The following is a 15,464-nucleotide window of genomic DNA, read 5'->3' on the forward strand; positions in this document are numbered from 1 at the left end:
GCAAGGGCTTACCCCTCCCCAATCCTCCCCTGCAAGCAAGGGAGGGAGCAGGTCGCCGCGAGCTTCTAGCTCCTCCCCTTGCTTGCAGGGGGAGGCTGGGAGGGGGTAAGCCCTTGCGACACCTTCTCTTTCCGCCGGCAAAAAAAAGCGCGCGGCTGACGCCGCGCGCTTCGCTTTACAGCACGCCGTAATGGCGAGCGATCAGTAGCGGTAATGATCCGGCTTGTAGGGACCTTCCACCGGCACGCCGATGTAAGCGGCCTGTTCGGGGGTGAGCTTGGTCAGCTTCACGCCGATCTGCTCCAGGTGCAGGCGGGCGACTTCTTCGTCCAGCTTCTTCGGCAGGCGGTACACGGTCTTTTCGTACTTGTCCCGGTTCGCCCACAGGTCGAGCTGGGCCAGCGTCTGGTTGGAGAAGCTGTTGGACATCACGAAGCTCGGGTGGCCATGCGCACAACCGAGGTTCACCAGGCGGCCCTCGGCCAGCATGTAGATGCTGTTGCCGGTGGCGAAGGTGTAGCGATCCACCTGCGGCTTGATCGTCTCGCGGCTCACGCCCTTGGCGGTGTTGAGGCGGTCGATCTGGATCTCGTTATCGAAGTGGCCGATGTTGCAGACCAGTGCGTTGTTCTTCATCGCCGCCATGTGCTCGAGCGTGATGATGTCCTTGTTGCCGGTGGTGGTGACGTAGATGTCGCCCATACCGAGGGTGTCTTCGATGGTGGTGACCTGGAAGCCTTCCATCGCGGCCTGCAGGGCGTTGATCGGATCGATCTCGGTGACGATCACGCGTGCGCCGAAGCCCTTCAGCGAATGCGCGCAACCCTTGCCGACGTCGCCGTAGCCGCAAACCACGGCCACCTTGCCGGCGACCATCAGGTCGGTGGCGCGCTTGATGCCGTCGGCCAGCGACTCGCGGCAGCCGTACAGGTTGTCGAACTTGCTCTTGGTGACCGAGTCGTTGACGTTGATCGCCGGCACCAGCAGCTTGCCGGCCTCCATCATCTGATACAGACGATGCACGCCGGTGGTGGTTTCCTCGGAGACGCCCTTCCACTCGGCGGCGATCTTCTTGAACCAGCCCGGACGCTCAGCGTGCACGCGCTTGAGCAGATCCTTGATCACCTGCTCTTCGTGGTTGCCGCTGGGGGTGTTGACCCAGTTGTCGCCGTCTTCGAGTTCCACGCCCTTGTGGATGAACAAGGTGGCGTCGCCGCCGTCGTCAACGATCAGCTGCGGGCCGAGGCCACCCGGATGGCTCAGCATGTCCAGCGTGCATTCCCAGTACTCCTCCAGCGACTCGCCCTTCCAGGCGAACACCGGCAGGTCACCGGCAGCCAGTGCGGCGGCCACGTCGTCCTGGGTGGAGAAGATGTTGCAGGAAGCCCAGCGCACCGAAGCGCCGAGCGCGCGCAGCGTCTCGGCCAGCACGGCGGTTTCCTTGGTGACGTGCAGCGAGCCGGACAGGCGCACGCCCTTCAACGGCTGGTCCTTGGCGTAGCGGGCGCGGATCTGCATCAGACCCGGCATTTCCTCTTCGGCCATGCGGATGCGACGGCGGCCGAGGGCGGCGAGGGAGGTATCGCGGACCTTGAAGTCCTGGGTGGCGGAATCTTTGGTAACTGCGTTCATGGCTTAGCTCCGGATGGTTGCGGCAGGGTTGCCGCATCGTTAACCGGGCGCCGTTACAGAATCGACCCGCCGAGCCTGGCCGTTCCTACATCACGGTCGCAGCGCCCCTCGGTGGGAATTTGTGAGTATAGCGGCTGTTTCAGACGAGTTCTGCCAGGGTCGCGGGTGTGGAGCAGGCGGATGTTGCCCTTGTGTCGCAAGGACTCTGAGGGGCGGCGCATTCAGGACAGTGAGGCGCCCAGTTTCTTTAGTAGTCGCGCGAGGTCGGTCCGCTCGGAGCGGGTCAACCCGGAAACCGCGTCGCGCGCCTCCGCAAACCGGACGACGACGGCTTTATCGATGAGCGTGCGCCCCTTGGGCGTCAGCGCAGCGATGAGCGAGCGGCGATCGTTGTCTTCCGGGCTACGCGAAACGAGCCCGGATTTCTCCAGGCGATTGAGGCAGGCGGTCATTGCGCCGGAGGTGATCAGCACGGACCGGCGCAAGGCCGTTGGCGTCAGCCGATACGGCGCGCCCGAGCGCCGCAGGGTGGCGAGCACATCGAGGTCGGTGTAATGCAAGTCCAAGTCACGAAGCACCGTGTTCGCCCGGGCTTCGAACGCGCGGCCAAGATGGAGTATCCGTCCGACCACAGCCATGGGCGCCACATCGAGCTCAGGGCGTTCCCGCCCCCAGTCACGCAGCAGGTGGTCCACCGGATCATCGTGGTGTGTATCGGATCGGAAGGGGTGGGTTCTTGGCATGCCTGGGTTTCTCACCAATTAATCTCAATGTAAAGTATCTTTGCATGAAGATAAATGCAGGAGTAGCATGCCTGCACTGTCGCCATCCCCCGTGGACGTCGGATAGAAGGTTGCATGGCCGTACGTAAGCGACGGGGCAAGCTCTTCCAATATGGGATGTGTCATGAACATCACTTGGTTGCTCGCTTCGCTGCTTCTGTTCAGTCCCACGGTCCTGGCCTCTAGTTCGGTCGGCCCTCCGCCTGTTATCCAACGCGTCGAGGTCGGAAACCGCATCACCGAAGGCGTACCAGATCTTCCGAAGGCGCTGATCGAGCGCATGCAGCGCTATCAAAACACACGAGCAGCCTCCTTCGGTGGATGGCTGGCGAATGGCCAGGGCATGCTCATTCGCACACGCTTCGCAGATACGCCCCAGGTGCACTGGGTGCAGTCGCCGGGCGGCGCGCGCCAGCAGCTCACGTTCTACGGCGAGCCCATCCAGGACAGCGAGGCCAATCCTGTACGCAATGGCTTCCTCTTCGGCATGGATACCGGCGGCTCGGAGTTCTGGCAGATCTATTACTTCGACCTCGATAGCCGGTCTGTACGTATGCTCACCGATGGCAAATCGCGCAATGAAAATGCCGTCTGGTCGCATCACGGCGATCGGGTCGCCTTCAGCACAACCCAGCGCAACGGTTCCGATGTCGATGTGCATGTCGTTGGGCTGGATGGTGGTGCTAGCAGGGCAGTGCTGGAACGTCGCGGCAACTGGTACCCCTTCGACTGGTCACCGGATGACCGTCAGCTATTGGTGAGCCAGTACGTTTCTGCGGAGGAATCGCGACCCTGGTTGGTGGACGTCGAACGTGGCACGGCGATGCCGATCTACGACGAAAAGCGCAAGGTCAATTACGACCAGATGAAATTCAGCCGCGACGGTAAGGGCATCTATTACACGTCGAACGAAACGGGCGAGTTCATCGCGTTGCGCTATCGCGACTTGGCTAGTGGAAAGACGCGCAACCTGACTGAAAACATTCCCTGGGACGTGGAAGACTTTGTGCAATCGAAGAACGGCAAACAGCTGGCCTTCGTGGTGAACCAGGACGGCATCAGTGTGCCGCACCTGCTCGATCTCGCTTCTGGTCATGAGGCTTCGCTGCCGAAACTGCCTGGCGGAGTGGTGGGTGCGCTGGCCTTCAGCCCGGATAATCAGCGTCTGGCTTTCGTGCTGAGTGCCGCAACTTCCCCCGGCGACGTCTACGCGCTGAACCTACACGACAATATGCTGGAGCGCTGGACTGCCAGCGAGGTCGGCGGCTTGGACGCGAGCCGCTTCGTCGAGCCAGAGTTGATCCACTATCCGACATTCGATCAGCTGGCTGGCGGTCCGCGGCATATCTCCGCTTTTTATTACAGGCCGCGGGGGCAGGGTCCTTTCCCTGTAGTGATCCAGATTCATGGTGGCCCCGAGGATCAGGCGCGGCCGAGATTTGATCCCCAGGTGCAGTTCTGGGTCAATGAAATGAACATGGCCGTGCTCATTCCGAATGTTCGAGGCTCGACCGGATATGGCAAGACCTATCTGTCGCTGGACAATGGACTCGGACGTGAAGGCCCTGTCAGGGACATTGGAGCGCTGCTCGACTGGATCGGGAGACGCCCCGAACTCGACGCGAAGCGTGTCGGTGTTTACGGAGGGTCGTACGGCGGCTTCATGGTGCTGGCATCAATGACGCACTTCAATGATCGTCTTCGCGCGGGCATCGAGCTGTCGGGCCAAAGCAACTTCGTCAGCTTTCTCGAGCACACCGAAAGCTATCGCCGCGACTTCAGGCGCGCGGAATATGGCGACGAGCGGAATCCGGAGATGCGCGCTTTTCTGGAGCGCATCGCACCGGCGAACAACGCTCGGAAAATCACCCGCCCGTTGTTTATCGCGGCGGGGTCGAACGATCCACGCGTCCCCGCCTCGGAAGGGAAGCAGATGGCCGATGCGGTGCGCGGCAACGGCGGAACTGTCTGGTACCTCGAATTCAAGGACGAGGGCCATGGCTATCAGAAGAAGCCGAACAGGGACTACTTCAACGCGGCGTCGGCCTGGTTCTGGCAGATGCAGCTGCTGCAAGGCGAAGCGCCCCGATAGGCCGCTTCCTCGTATAGGGTGTCGATCAGGCATATGCGGTGGCCGCTACGCTGGAGGGTGTCCCGGTTGAGCGTGCGCGAATCGTTTTGTGGCACTGCACAAAACCGTGGGTCCTTCAGGTAGTCTTGGACGTCCAGGCATCCGATCCCACGTGGCATTGATGAACCAGCAGCGCAGTCCTGAGTTCGCCCCGCACGACGCCCCACTGCGTGAAGACGTACGCCGGCTAGGCACTCTGGTCGGCAGCATGCTGGCCGAACAGGTCTCGCCGGATTTCTTCGATGAGGTGGAACGGATCCGCACCGCCGCGATCGCACGCCGCCACGAAGGTGCGCCACTGGCCTTGCTGGCTGGGCTGCTGACCGGGCTGGAGACGGAGCGCGCCGAAGCGCTCGCACGTGCGTTCGCCACGTACTTCCAGGCAGTGAACATCGCCGAGCGTGTGCATCGCATCCGCCGCCGCCGCGACTACCAGCGCACCGCGGGCGCGCCGCAGCCCGAGTCGCTGCAGGATGTGCTGATGCGCCTGAAAGAGCAGGGCGTGCAGGCCGGTGAGTTGCTGGAGTGGCTGGCGCGCCTGCAAGTAGAGCCGGTGTTCACCGCGCACCCGACCGAAGCGATGCGCCGTTCGTTGCTGGAGAAAGAGCAGGCCATCGTCCGCGCGCTGATCGACAACTTCGATCCCAGTCGCACGCCGCAGGAGCGCAAGGAGGACGAGGACCGCATCTTCATGGCGCTGTCGTCTGGCTGGCAGACGTCGGAGGCTTCGCCCATCCGCCCCAGCGTGCAGGACGAGCACCATCACGTCGGCTTCTACCTGGCCAACCCGATCTATCGCATCGTGCCTGCGCTATACGAGTCGCTGGCCGATGCGTTACAGCAGGTCTACGGCGTGGCCGTAGCGCTGCCGCGCCTGCTCAGCTTCGCCACCTGGGTTGGCGGCGACATGGACGGCAACCCGAACGTGGGCGCCGACACCATCGCCAATAGCTTGTCCACCCAGCGTGCCCACGTGTTGGAGCACTACGCCGCCGACATCGCCGGGCTGGCGCGCCTGCTCAGTCAAACCGAGGAGCGCGTTGCCGTCGATGAGCGCCTCGCGCAACGGTTGGCCGATTATCGGGAGCGTTTTCCGGGCGCAGCGGCCCAAGTGCGTCCGCGTCATGCTGATATGCCGTATCGCAGCTTTCTCACGATGGTCGAGGCACGCCTGCAGGCGACGCATGACGACGATCATCCGGAAGGCTATACCTGTGCGAACGAACTGCTCGACGATCTGAAGTTGATTGCGGACAGCCTGATCGATCACCGTGGTCTGCACGCTGGCGCCTATGCGGTGCAGCGTTTGATCTGGCGCGTACGCACCTTTGGTTTCCATATGGCACGGCTGGATGTACGCCAGGATTCGCGCGTGCATGACGATGCGCTTGCGGTGCTGCTCGCCGACCCAGCGTGGACGACCCGCGGTACCGAAGATCGCGTCGCGCGGCTGCACGCCTACGCCAGTGGCGAGCGTGCTTTCGATGAAAGCGCGGACGAAGGTGTCGGCGTGTTGCACGCAGTCTTCTCGACCTTGCGCGACTCTCGTGAACGTTACGGCGTCGAGGCCACGGGCCTGTACATCATCAGCATGGCGCGCTCGGCGGCTGACGTGCTGGCGGTGCTGGCGCTGGCGCGGTACGGCCAGCTCTCCGTGGATGGAAAGGTGCCGCTGGATATTGCGCCCTTGTTCGAAACCGTCGATGACCTGACGAATGCACCGGCCACCTTGCGCGCACTGTTCGACGATCCGGTCTATCGCACCCACCTCGCCTCACGCGGCGGCCGTCAATGGGTGATGCTGGGCTATTCGGATAGCGGTAAGGACGGCGGCACGTTGGCCTCGCGCTGGGGTTTGCAGCGCGCGCAGGTGGAGTTGCTGGAGGTGGCGAAGGAGGCCGGCGTGCGGTTGTCCTTCTTCCACGGTCGTGGTGGTTCCGCCAGTCGCGGCGGTGCGCGCATCGCCCCGGCATTGATGTCGTCTCCGCGGGGTTCGGTCGCCGGTGTGCTGCGTGTGACGGAGCAGGGCGAGGTGATTCATCGCAAGTACGGCATTCGCGCGCTGGCACTGCGCAATCTGGAGCAGACCGTGGGTGCCGTATTGCGCGCCAGCCTGCGGCCGCGCGAAGTCGAAGCGCGTGAGGAGGTATGGCGCGAACGCATGAGCACGCTCGCGGCGAATAGCCGGCAAATCTACCGCGCCCTGGTCGAGCGCGAAGGCTTCATCGACTACTTCCGCGCGGCGACGCCCATCGACGTGATCGAGCGGATGACGCTCGGCTCGCGGCCATCGCGTCGCCGCAGCATGCGTGGGGTTGAAGATCTGCGCGCCATTCCCTGGGTATTCGCGTGGACGCAGTGCCGCTCCATCATCACCGGTTGGTACGGCCTGGGTTCGGCGTTGGAGCAGGGGGCCGAGGCCTTCGGCGAAGACGCGTTGGCGGAGATGGCCCGCGAATGGCCGTTTTTCGCCAACATGCTGGACGACGTGGAGATGGTGCTGGCGAAGGCCGATCTCGATATCGCCGAAGCGTTCTCCCGGTTGGCCGGCCCGTTGCACGAGCCGTTCTTCCGCATGATTCGCGACGAGTTCGAGCGCACATCCCATTGGTTGCTGCGGCTCAAGGGCAGCGACGAACTGCTGCGCGACACGCCGAAATTGTCGGTATCGATCCGGCTGCGCAATCCCTACATCGACCCGATGAGCCTGCTGCAGGTGGATTTGCTGCAGCGCTGGCGCGCCGCCGGTAGCGAGGACGATGCACTGCTGCGCGCGCTGGTGGCTTGCGTCAACGGCGTCTCGCAGGGCCTGCAGAACACCGGCTGATCCTGCTGCAGTCGTTCGCTTGCGTAATTTCTCGCGAAGCCGGTAGGCTGGCCGTCCCCAAGCGAGTCTCGCACCTATTATGCAACCGACTTCACCGCGCCTAGGTCCGCTGCCGTTGCTCATCTTCGGCTCGCGCTGGCTGCAACTACCGCTTTACCTCGGCCTGATCGTGGCGCAATGCGTTTACGTGTTCCTGTTCGGCAAGGAGCTGTGGCACCTGATCCACGAGGCGCCGAAGATGAGCGAGCAGGAGATCATGCTGATCGTGCTCGGCCTGATCGATGTGGTGATGATTTCCAACCTGCTGATCATGGTGATCGTGGGCGGTTACGAAACCTTCGTGTCGCGCCTGCGCCTGGAGAACCATCCCGATCAGCCGGAGTGGCTGTCGCATGTGAACGCGTCGGTGCTGAAGGTGAAGCTGGCGATGGCGATCATCGGCATCTCCTCCATCCACCTGCTCAAAACGTTCATTGCCGCCGGTTCATTGCAGGGTCTGCCGTTCTGCTCGGCGGACATGTTGACGACCATCGCGGAAAACGCAGGCAGCGGCGCTGCGCTCAAGTGCGCCACGCTCACTCCCGAAGGTGTGATGTGGCAGACCATCATCCACATGGTGTTCATCGTCTCGGCCATCGGCATTGCGTGGACGGATCGCCTGATGCAGTCACACACGGCCAACGCCAAAGACGCGCATTAAGCGATGTCTTCGCTCCCTCTCCCCTCTGGGGAGAGGGTTGGGGTGAGGGGCGGGTGCTCGCGACACCGTTTCTACTTCGTCGTCCCGGCGTAGGCCGGGACCCAGTGACATATCGCTCGATTGTCGTGTCTGCGTGTTCTGGCTTACCTGCCGCGGGCTTTCGAACCGCTGCTGCGGTCCGAGTCACTTTTCTCTGTTTGGCCAGAGAAAAGTAACCAAAAGAGAGGCCACCCCGGTTACGCGCCCTTCGGGTTCGTGAGGACTGGCCGGGCTTTTCGACACGACGTCCCTGTCGTGTCGAAAAGGCATCGACGTCCTGTCGATGCCCCCCTTGGGGCCTGATCGTCCAGCCCTCACCGCTCCACAGGGGCCCCCAAGATCAAAAGCAGACCCTCGCTCATCTGGAGGTAGTCATATCCACATGGGTGGAAAAGGCGCTCCATGTCGACGCGAGATGTGCACAAGAGACAGGGCGCAGGCCGGGGTCCAGCACCGCCACTCTTCGGTGGTAGCGCTATCGCGAACGGCACTGCTCAGCTTATGCCTCAGGCATCCAACTCCGCCCAGCGCGCGTAAGCGGCATCCAGCTCCGCCTGCGCCTTCGCCAGCGCTTCGTTCGCCTTGATGATCGAGGCGCTGTCCTGCTGGAAGAAGGTCGGTTCGTTCATCGCGGCGCTGCGGGCAGCGATATCGTTCTCCAACGTCTCGATCAGCGCCGGCAGCTGTTCCAGCTCGCGTGCATCCTTGAAGTTGAGTTTGCGCTTGGGGGCCGCTGGGGCGACAGGCGCCGGCTCGTTACGGACCAGCCCCGGTTTTGCCACCGCCGCAGCGATCGCGGCGGCAGCAGCGGGGCGCTGGCGCAGCCAGTCGCTGTAGCCGCCCACGTATTCGCCGATCTGGCCGTTGCCTTCCAGCACCAACGTGCTGCTCACCACGTTGTCGAGGAATTCGCGGTCATGCGAGACCAGCAGCAATGTGCCTTGGTACTCGGTCAGTAATTCTTCCAGCAGCTCCAGCGTCTCGACGTCGAGGTCGTTGGTCGGTTCGTCCATCACCAGCAGGTTGGACGGCTGCGCGAACAGCTTGGCCAGCAGCAGGCGGTTGCGCTCGCCGCCGGAGAGGCGGGTGATCGGTGCGCGTGCTCGTTCCGGCGAGAACAGGAAATCCTGCAGGTAGCCGATGATGTGTTTGCGCTGGCCGTTGAGCTCGATGTATTCGCGGCCCTCGGCCACGTTGTCCAGCGCGTTGAGCGTGTCGTTGAGCTGCACGCGATGCTGGTCGAAGTAGGCGATCTGGATGCCGGTGCCGATGGTGGCCTCGCCGCGCTGCGGCTTGAGATCGCCGAGCATGATTTTCAGCAGCGTGCTCTTGCCCGCGCCGTTCGGCCCGATGATGCCGACGCGGTCGCCGCGCATGATGGTGGTGCTCAGATCCTCGATCAGCACGCGCCCGCCGTAAGCCTGGTGCACATGCTCCAGGTCGATCACCTTCTTGCCCGACGACTGCGCGTTGGCCAGGGTCATCTTGACCGAGCCGACCAGGTTACGGCGTTCGGCACGCTCGTTGCGCAGGGCCTTCAGCGCGCGCACGCGGCCTTCGTTGCGGGTGCGCCGGGCCTTGATGCCCTGGCGAATCCACACTTCTTCTTGCGCCAGCTTCTTGTCGAAAAGCGCATTGGCCTGCGCTTCGGCGTGCAGGCGTTCTTCGCGGCGGCGCAGATAGTTGTCGTAATCGCCAGGCCAACTGGTGAGCTGGCCGCGGTCGATCTCGACGATGCGCGTGGCCAGCGAGCGCAGAAAACTACGGTCATGGGTGACGAACACGATGCTGCCGGCGAACTGCTTGAGGAAGTTTTCAAGCCAGGCGATGGCTTCGATGTCGAGATGGTTGGTCGGCTCGTCCAGCAGCAGCACGTCCGGCTTGCGCACCAGCGCCTGCGCGAGCAGCACGCGGCGCTTCATGCCACCGGACAGCGCGGCAAAATCGGTGTCGGCTGGTAGTTCCAGCTTGGTCAGAACCTCGGTCACACGGCGATCGAGATCCCAGCCGTGCTGGGCTTCGATCTGCGTCTGCACTTCGCCGAGCGCGTCGAAGTCTCCCTCGTGCAGCAGGTGGTGATAACGAGCCAGCAAGTGGCCGAGGTCGCCGAGGCCTTCGGAAACCACGTCGAACACACTGCCGGACGTATCCTGCGGCACCTCCTGCGCCATGCGGGCGATGACCACGCCGCTCTGCAGCCGCACTTCACCATCGTCGGCTTTCAACTCGCCGGCGATGAGCTTCATGAGGGTGGATTTGCCTTCGCCGTTGCGACCGACGATGCATACGCGCTCGTTCGATTCGATCGAAAGATCGACATGTTCGAGCAGGAGGGGGCCGCCGATACTGAAGTCGACGCGCTGAAGTTGGATAAGAGACATCCGGGCATTTTAGGCGATGCGTCCCGGCATCGCCTCGTTATTCGCTACGACCGCGCATAGGCGAGGGCCAATGGGCTGGTGCTCAAGGGAAAAAAGATAGCGCCGATGACAAAAACTCTTTCGCCGTGCGCGGTTTGAGGGCAAGCTCGCTTGCAGCGTAGACAGAACCTTCACGGCGAGCTCTATGTTCGGAAGGCGTCACCGACTCTTCTGATATTTTAACGTCCATAAAAACATGGACTTATGTGGTTAAATTCAAGTACTATCTGTGCCCGTGGCAATGCGGTTGCAGCTCAGAATCTGTAACCGCGTGTGTGAAGCGGCGTGCCGGAAGCGAGGAAACAGGGTGGCCATCAAGTCCATAACGCCGGCCAGGGGGGCAACCTGGCGTCGAAGCCTGTTTGCACTGGTGCTTGGCGCCGTCAGCAGTGTCGTGGGCGTGGCTCACGCCGGTTATGCGGCCATCGTGGTCGACGAAAGCAGCGGCCAGGTGATTACCGCCGTCAATCCCGACGAACCCAACCATCCTGCCTCGCTGGCCAAGATGATGACGCTGTACCTGACCTTCCAGGCGCTGCAGCAGAACAAGCTCAAGCTGGATCAGGATCTGCCCGTGTCGTCCTGGGCCGCCAATAAGGCGGCCACCAAGCTCGACCTGCGCAGGGGGCAGACCATTTCGGTGGAAGACTGCATCCTGGGCATGATCACCAAGTCGGCCAACGATGCCGCTACGGTGGTAGCGGAAAGTCTTGGCGATTCGGAGAGCCATTTCGTCGAGCTGATGAACGCCGAGGCGCTGCGTCTGGGTATGTCCAACACGCATTTCGCCACGGCCTCGGGTCTGCCCGACCCCAAAGACACCACCACGGCCCGCGACATGAGCAAGCTGTCGATGGCGCTGTACCACGATTTTCCCCAGTACTCGCACTACTTCGCCACCAAGGACTTCATGTTCCGTGGCCAGCTGGTACGCGGCCACAACCGGATGATGGACAAATACCCGGGCATGGATGGGCTGAAGACCGGCTTCACCGATGCCTCCGGGTTCAATATCGCTTCGACCGCCGTGAAAGACGGTCGCCGCCTATTCAGCGTGGTGCTGGGTGGTCATACCGCTACGTCCCGCGACAAGCTGCTGGCGCGTCTGCTGGATGATGGTTTCGATGGTCGCGAAACCCCGGCGGCCTTGGTGGCGCAGGCCGCCGAGGCGCCGGCAGCGAAGGGGCGGCACGCCCATGGCGCAGCTGGGTCCAAGGCCACTGCGGTGGCCGCCGCCGGTACGAGTCCGCGACATCATCATCGCCACGGCAAGACAGGCGCGGTTGCTCGTGCTACCTGCTCGAAGAAGAAGGGCGCCGCCTGTCCGGTCGAAGTGGCAAGCACGGCGCAGAAGGCTGCTCCGGCCGCCGACAAGTAAGCGGCACCTGCTCCGGCTGGCGGGCGGCGCCAGACGGAGCCTCACAAGGCAAAAGAAAACGGGCCGCTTGCGCGGCCCGTTTTCGTGTGAGGCAAGCCCTGGCTTACTTCAACTTGGCATCCGCGCGCAGCGCGTCGGCCTTGTCCGTCTTCTCCCAGGAGAACGCGGTGTAGGTCTTGCCGTCCGGACCCTTCACTTCGTACGGCGAGCGGCCGAAGTGACCGTAGCTGGCGGTCTGCTGGTACATCGGGTGGATCAGGTCCAGCATCTTGATGATGCCGTACGGACGCAGGTCGAAGTGCTTGCGGATGAGCTTTTCGATCTTGTCGTCGCTGATCTTGCCGGTACCGAAGGTGGTCACCGAAATCGAAGTCGGCTCGGCCACGCCGATGGCGTAGGAGACCTGCACTTCGCAACGGTCGGCGATGCCGGCGGCGACGATGTTCTTCGCCACGTAGCGCGCCGCATAGGCAGCCGAACGGTCCACCTTGGACGGATCCTTGCCCGAGAACGCGCCACCGCCGTGACGGGCCCAGCCGCCGTAGGTGTCGACGATGATCTTGCGGCCGGTCAGGCCACAGTCGCCCACCGGGCCGCCGATCACGAACTTGCCGGTCGGGTTGATGTGGAACTTGGTGCCCTTGTGCAGCAGCTTGGCCGGCAGCACGGGCTTGAGGATGTACTCGCGCACGGCCTCGACCAGATCCTTCTGCTTGACGTCCGCATCATGCTGGGTCGAAAGCACCACGGCGTCGATGGCGACGGCCTTGTCGTTCTCGTAGCGCAGGGTGACCTGGCTCTTGGCGTCCGGGCGCAGCCACGACAACGGCGAGTTCTTCTTCTTGCGGACCTTGGCCTGCTGCTCGACCAGACGGTGCGAGTAGTAGATTGCCGCCGGCATGTAGTCCTTGGTCTCGTTGGTCGCGTAGCCGAACATCAGGCCCTGGTCGCCAGCGCCCTGTTCTTCCGGCTTCTTGCGGTCCACGCCCTGGTTGATGTCCGGGGACTGCTTGCCGATGAGGTTCAGCACGCCGCAGGTCTCGCCGTCGAAGCCGACTTCAGAGGAGTCATAGCCGATGTCGACGATAACCTTGCGGGTCAGCGCTTCCAGGTCGATCCAGGCGCTGGTGGTGATCTCGCCGGCGACGATGGCTACGCCGGTCTTCACCATGGTCTCGCAGGCCACGCGAGCACGCGGATCCTGCGCGAGGATCGCGTCGAGGACGGCATCGGAGATCTGGTCGGCGACCTTGTCCGGATGGCCTTCGGAGACCGATTCGGAAGTGAAGAGGAAGTTGCTCATCGCGGGTTATATCCTTCCTTACGGATAGAGAGATGAAAGAGATCCGGCATGATACATGCCGAGCCCCGGTTTTGCAGCTACAGCCTATGGGCGGGCCATGACGATTTCATGCTGATTCAGCCGTTTGGACGGCCAAGGGGCCGGCTTCAGCGCCTTTCCAGCCGGCCGTATGGGCTTTCCGAAAACGTCGGAGGATAGCTCAGACGGGTCGCAGCGGCAGGTGCGATCAATAGCAGTGCGCATACACCGCCGCGTCTCAATAAACGCTCGCCCGCGCTTGCACGAAAGCAAAGAAGAACACCGCGTTCGGGTCGTTGCGCACGGCCTGCAGCTCCTTGCGCATGCCTTCGACGGTTTCGCTATCGACTTTATTGCCCGCGATAAGAGGCTCAGCGGCCGAGAGCAGCAGTTCTTCCCAGAACTCGATCATGTGTTTGCGTCGTCCGGGTTGCCGGTTGTCCAGGTGGAAGCTCTTCACCTCGGTCCGCACGTCGTGGTAGCCGCCGGCAAGCAGCAGGTTGCCCAGCTTGGCGCCGATGAACGGGTCGCCGCCGCTGTCGTACTGATAGTCGTTGAACGCCATCCAGTAGCGCAGCAGATGTGGCGAGTAGGGGTCGAGAAAGAACGAAGAATTCAGCACTTCCGTCACGTAGATGATGGCGCCGGGGCTGAGCACGCGGCGCACTTCGCTAAGCACCCGCACGGGGCTGGGCATGTGTTCCAGCACCCAGCACAGATAGGCCGCATCGAAGCTGCGTTCGGAGAATGGCAGGTCGGTGGCATCGGCCAATTGCAGCGCATAGCGCGAGGCGCACCAGGCGGTATGGCCCAGGTTGCCTTCTGCGGCGGCAAGCTGCGCGGGGGAGCGGTCGATGCCGGTGACGTGCAGCTGGGGAAAGCGTCGCAGCAGAATTTCGGTCTGCGCGCCCACACCGCAACCTACCTCAAGCAGGCGTGTGGCGTCGCTGTAGTCGATATGGCTGAACAGGCTGGTTTCGAACATGCGTGCCTGCCGCACCAGGCGCGCCTGCTCTTCTGTCGAGAAGCCATGGATGTAGGGAAACTCGCCAGTGGCGGTGTTGCTCATGATCGGCCTCTTGTACTGAGGGCGCTATGGCGCCTGGCCGGGAGCTTAGGTCACACATTGCGTGCGAAAGGTGAGGGCGTTGCGCGGGTCGCCCACAGGGTGGGCTCCTACAGATTTCGTGTGGGAGCCCACCCTGTAGGCGACCGCTCGACAGCGATTCCCGTCAGGCCGCAGCCTGCAATCCGTCCACTTGCGCGTCGAAATATTCGCGAGTGAGTCGCAGCTGCTCCTCGGCAGTCTCGGCCCGGTTCACCACATGGCGGAACGCGGCGTTCTCCGGGCGATCCTTGGCATACCAGCCCAGGTGCTTGCGTGCGATGCGCACCCCCTGCAGTTCGCCGTAGAAAGCGTAGAGCTGCTCGAGGTGATCGACCAGGATGGCGCTGACCTCGTCCGGGGTCGGCTCGGCGAGAGTCTCGCCAGTGGCGAGGTAATGCGCCACCTCGCGGAAGATCCATGGCCGACCCTGCGCGCCGCGGCCGATCATCACGGCGTCCGCGCCGGTGACGTGTAATACGTGCTTTGCCTGCTGGGGCGTAAGGACGTCGCCGTTGGCGAGCACCGGGATACGCACCGCGGCTTTTACCGCAGCGATGGTTTCGTACTCCGCCTCGCCTTCGTATTTGTCGGCGCGCGTGCGGCCGTGCACGGCGAGCGCCGCGATGCCTGCGTCCTCGGCGATGCGCGCGATGTTGAGAGCGTTCTTGTTCTGGCGATCCCAGCCGGTACGGATCTTCAACGTCACCGGCACATCCACGGCATCCACCACCGCCTTCACGATGCGCGCCACCAGCGGCTCGTCCTGCAGCAGCGCGGAGCCGGACCAGACGTTGCACACTTTCTTGGCCGGGCAGCCCATGTTGATGTCGATGATCTGCGCGCCGTTGTCGGCGTTGTAGCGCGCGGCCTCCGCCAGCATGACGGGGTCGTAGCCAGCGATCTGCACGCTGACCGGTTCGGGCTCACCGGAGTGATCCATGCGGCGCAGTGACTTGCGGGTCTGCCACAGGCGCGGATCGGACGCGGTCATTTCCGATACGGCAAGCCCCGCGCCCAGCCGTTTGCACAGCAGGCGGAAAGGCTTGTCGGTGACGCCGGCCATGGGGGCGAGCACCACGGGCGGGTCAATGCGGTAGGGACCGATGAACATCGGCCTATTGTACCG

10 protein-coding genes and 1 riboswitch are annotated in these 15,464 nt (G+C 63.1%); of the genes, 4 read left to right on the top strand and 6 right to left on the bottom strand.

The genetic code is table 11. The features are described from left to right. Positions 1-201 precede the first annotated feature (201 nt). On the bottom strand, positions 202-1,632 hold the full coding sequence (gene ahcY / locus OUZ45_RS02540) for an adenosylhomocysteinase (RefSeq protein WP_266168348.1): 1,431 nt from the start codon (positions 1,630-1,632) through the stop codon (positions 202-204). Between the two features lie 38 nt (positions 1,633-1,670). Further along, a riboswitch (S-adenosyl-L-homocysteine riboswitch) is annotated at positions 1,671-1,748 on the bottom strand. Between the two features lie 105 nt (positions 1,749-1,853). Then, positions 1,854-2,327 carry a MarR family winged helix-turn-helix transcriptional regulator gene (locus tag OUZ45_RS02545; protein WP_266168349.1) on the bottom strand — a complete coding sequence of 158 codons (474 nt, stop codon included), beginning with the start codon at positions 2,325-2,327 and terminating at the stop codon, positions 1,854-1,856. A gap of 211 nt (positions 2,328-2,538) precedes the next feature. On the opposite strand from OUZ45_RS02545, the gene OUZ45_RS02550 reads away from it, so the two are divergent. From OUZ45_RS02550 to OUZ45_RS02560, 3 genes are all read left to right on the top strand, one after another. Further along, positions 2,539-4,506: a S9 family peptidase gene (locus OUZ45_RS02550; RefSeq protein WP_266168350.1), complete on the top strand. Its 1,968-nt coding sequence runs from the start codon at positions 2,539-2,541 to the stop codon at positions 4,504-4,506. Positions 4,507-4,666: 160 nt separating this feature from the next. Next, a complete protein-coding gene (gene ppc / locus OUZ45_RS02555) occupies positions 4,667-7,372 on the top strand; it encodes a phosphoenolpyruvate carboxylase (RefSeq protein WP_266168351.1) in 2,706 nt (901 codons plus the stop codon). 79 nt (positions 7,373-7,451) lie between these two features. Further along, positions 7,452-8,072, top strand: a complete 621-nt coding sequence (locus tag OUZ45_RS02560; protein WP_266168352.1) for a TIGR00645 family protein — start codon at positions 7,452-7,454, stop codon at positions 8,070-8,072. Between the two features lie 545 nt (positions 8,073-8,617). Here the strand turns inward: OUZ45_RS02560 and OUZ45_RS02565 are convergent. After that, positions 8,618-10,492: an ATP-binding cassette domain-containing protein gene (locus OUZ45_RS02565; protein WP_266168353.1), complete on the bottom strand. Its 1,875-nt coding sequence runs from the start codon at positions 10,490-10,492 to the stop codon at positions 8,618-8,620. A 346-nt stretch (positions 10,493-10,838) separates the two neighbouring features. Between OUZ45_RS02565 and OUZ45_RS02570 the strand changes: the two genes are divergently transcribed. Continuing rightward, positions 10,839-11,909: a D-alanyl-D-alanine carboxypeptidase family protein gene (locus OUZ45_RS02570; protein WP_266168354.1), complete on the top strand. Its 1,071-nt coding sequence runs from the start codon at positions 10,839-10,841 to the stop codon at positions 11,907-11,909. 103 nt (positions 11,910-12,012) lie between these two features. On the opposite strand, the gene metK is transcribed toward OUZ45_RS02570, so the two are convergent. The 3 genes from metK to dusB all read right to left on the bottom strand — a co-directional run bounded on the left by metK (position 12,013) and on the right by dusB (position 15,449). Continuing rightward, a complete protein-coding gene (metK, locus tag OUZ45_RS02575) occupies positions 12,013-13,212 on the bottom strand; it encodes a methionine adenosyltransferase (RefSeq protein WP_266168355.1) in 1,200 nt (399 codons plus the stop codon). Between the two features lie 256 nt (positions 13,213-13,468). Further along, positions 13,469-14,299, bottom strand: a complete 831-nt coding sequence (locus tag OUZ45_RS02580; protein WP_266168356.1) for a class I SAM-dependent methyltransferase — start codon at positions 14,297-14,299, stop codon at positions 13,469-13,471. Between the two features lie 163 nt (positions 14,300-14,462). Beyond that, the gene (dusB, locus tag OUZ45_RS02585; RefSeq protein WP_266168357.1) at positions 14,463-15,449 is read right to left on the bottom strand and encodes a tRNA dihydrouridine synthase DusB; all 987 of its coding nucleotides are present in this window, start codon (positions 15,447-15,449) and stop codon (positions 14,463-14,465) included. Positions 15,450-15,464: the final 15 nt, after the last annotated feature.

It is taken from the genome of Dyella subtropica, from assembly GCF_026283965.1.
Classification (GTDB): domain Bacteria; phylum Pseudomonadota; class Gammaproteobacteria; order Xanthomonadales; family Rhodanobacteraceae; genus Dyella_D; species Dyella_D subtropica.

What these genes read in the sequence shown, in the direction of transcription:
- ahcY (WP_266168348.1), bottom strand. Translation starts at nt 1,632, where the DNA reads ATGAACGCAGTTACCAAAGATTCCGCCACCCAGGACTTCAAGGTCCGC.
- OUZ45_RS02550 (WP_266168350.1), top strand. Translation starts at nt 2,539, where the DNA reads ATGAACATCACTTGGTTGCTCGCTTCGCTGCTTCTGTTCAGTCCCACG.
- ppc (WP_266168351.1), top strand. Translation starts at nt 4,667, where the DNA reads ATGAACCAGCAGCGCAGTCCTGAGTTCGCCCCGCACGACGCCCCACTG.
- OUZ45_RS02560 (WP_266168352.1), top strand. Translation starts at nt 7,452, where the DNA reads ATGCAACCGACTTCACCGCGCCTAGGTCCGCTGCCGTTGCTCATCTTC.
- OUZ45_RS02565 (WP_266168353.1), bottom strand. Translation starts at nt 10,492, where the DNA reads ATGTCTCTTATCCAACTTCAGCGCGTCGACTTCAGTATCGGCGGCCCC.
- metK (WP_266168355.1), bottom strand. Translation starts at nt 13,212, where the DNA reads ATGAGCAACTTCCTCTTCACTTCCGAATCGGTCTCCGAAGGCCATCCG.
- OUZ45_RS02580 (WP_266168356.1), bottom strand. Translation starts at nt 14,299, where the DNA reads ATGAGCAACACCGCCACTGGCGAGTTTCCCTACATCCATGGCTTCTCG.
- dusB (WP_266168357.1), bottom strand. Translation starts at nt 15,449, where the DNA reads ATGTTCATCGGTCCCTACCGCATTGACCCGCCCGTGGTGCTCGCCCCC.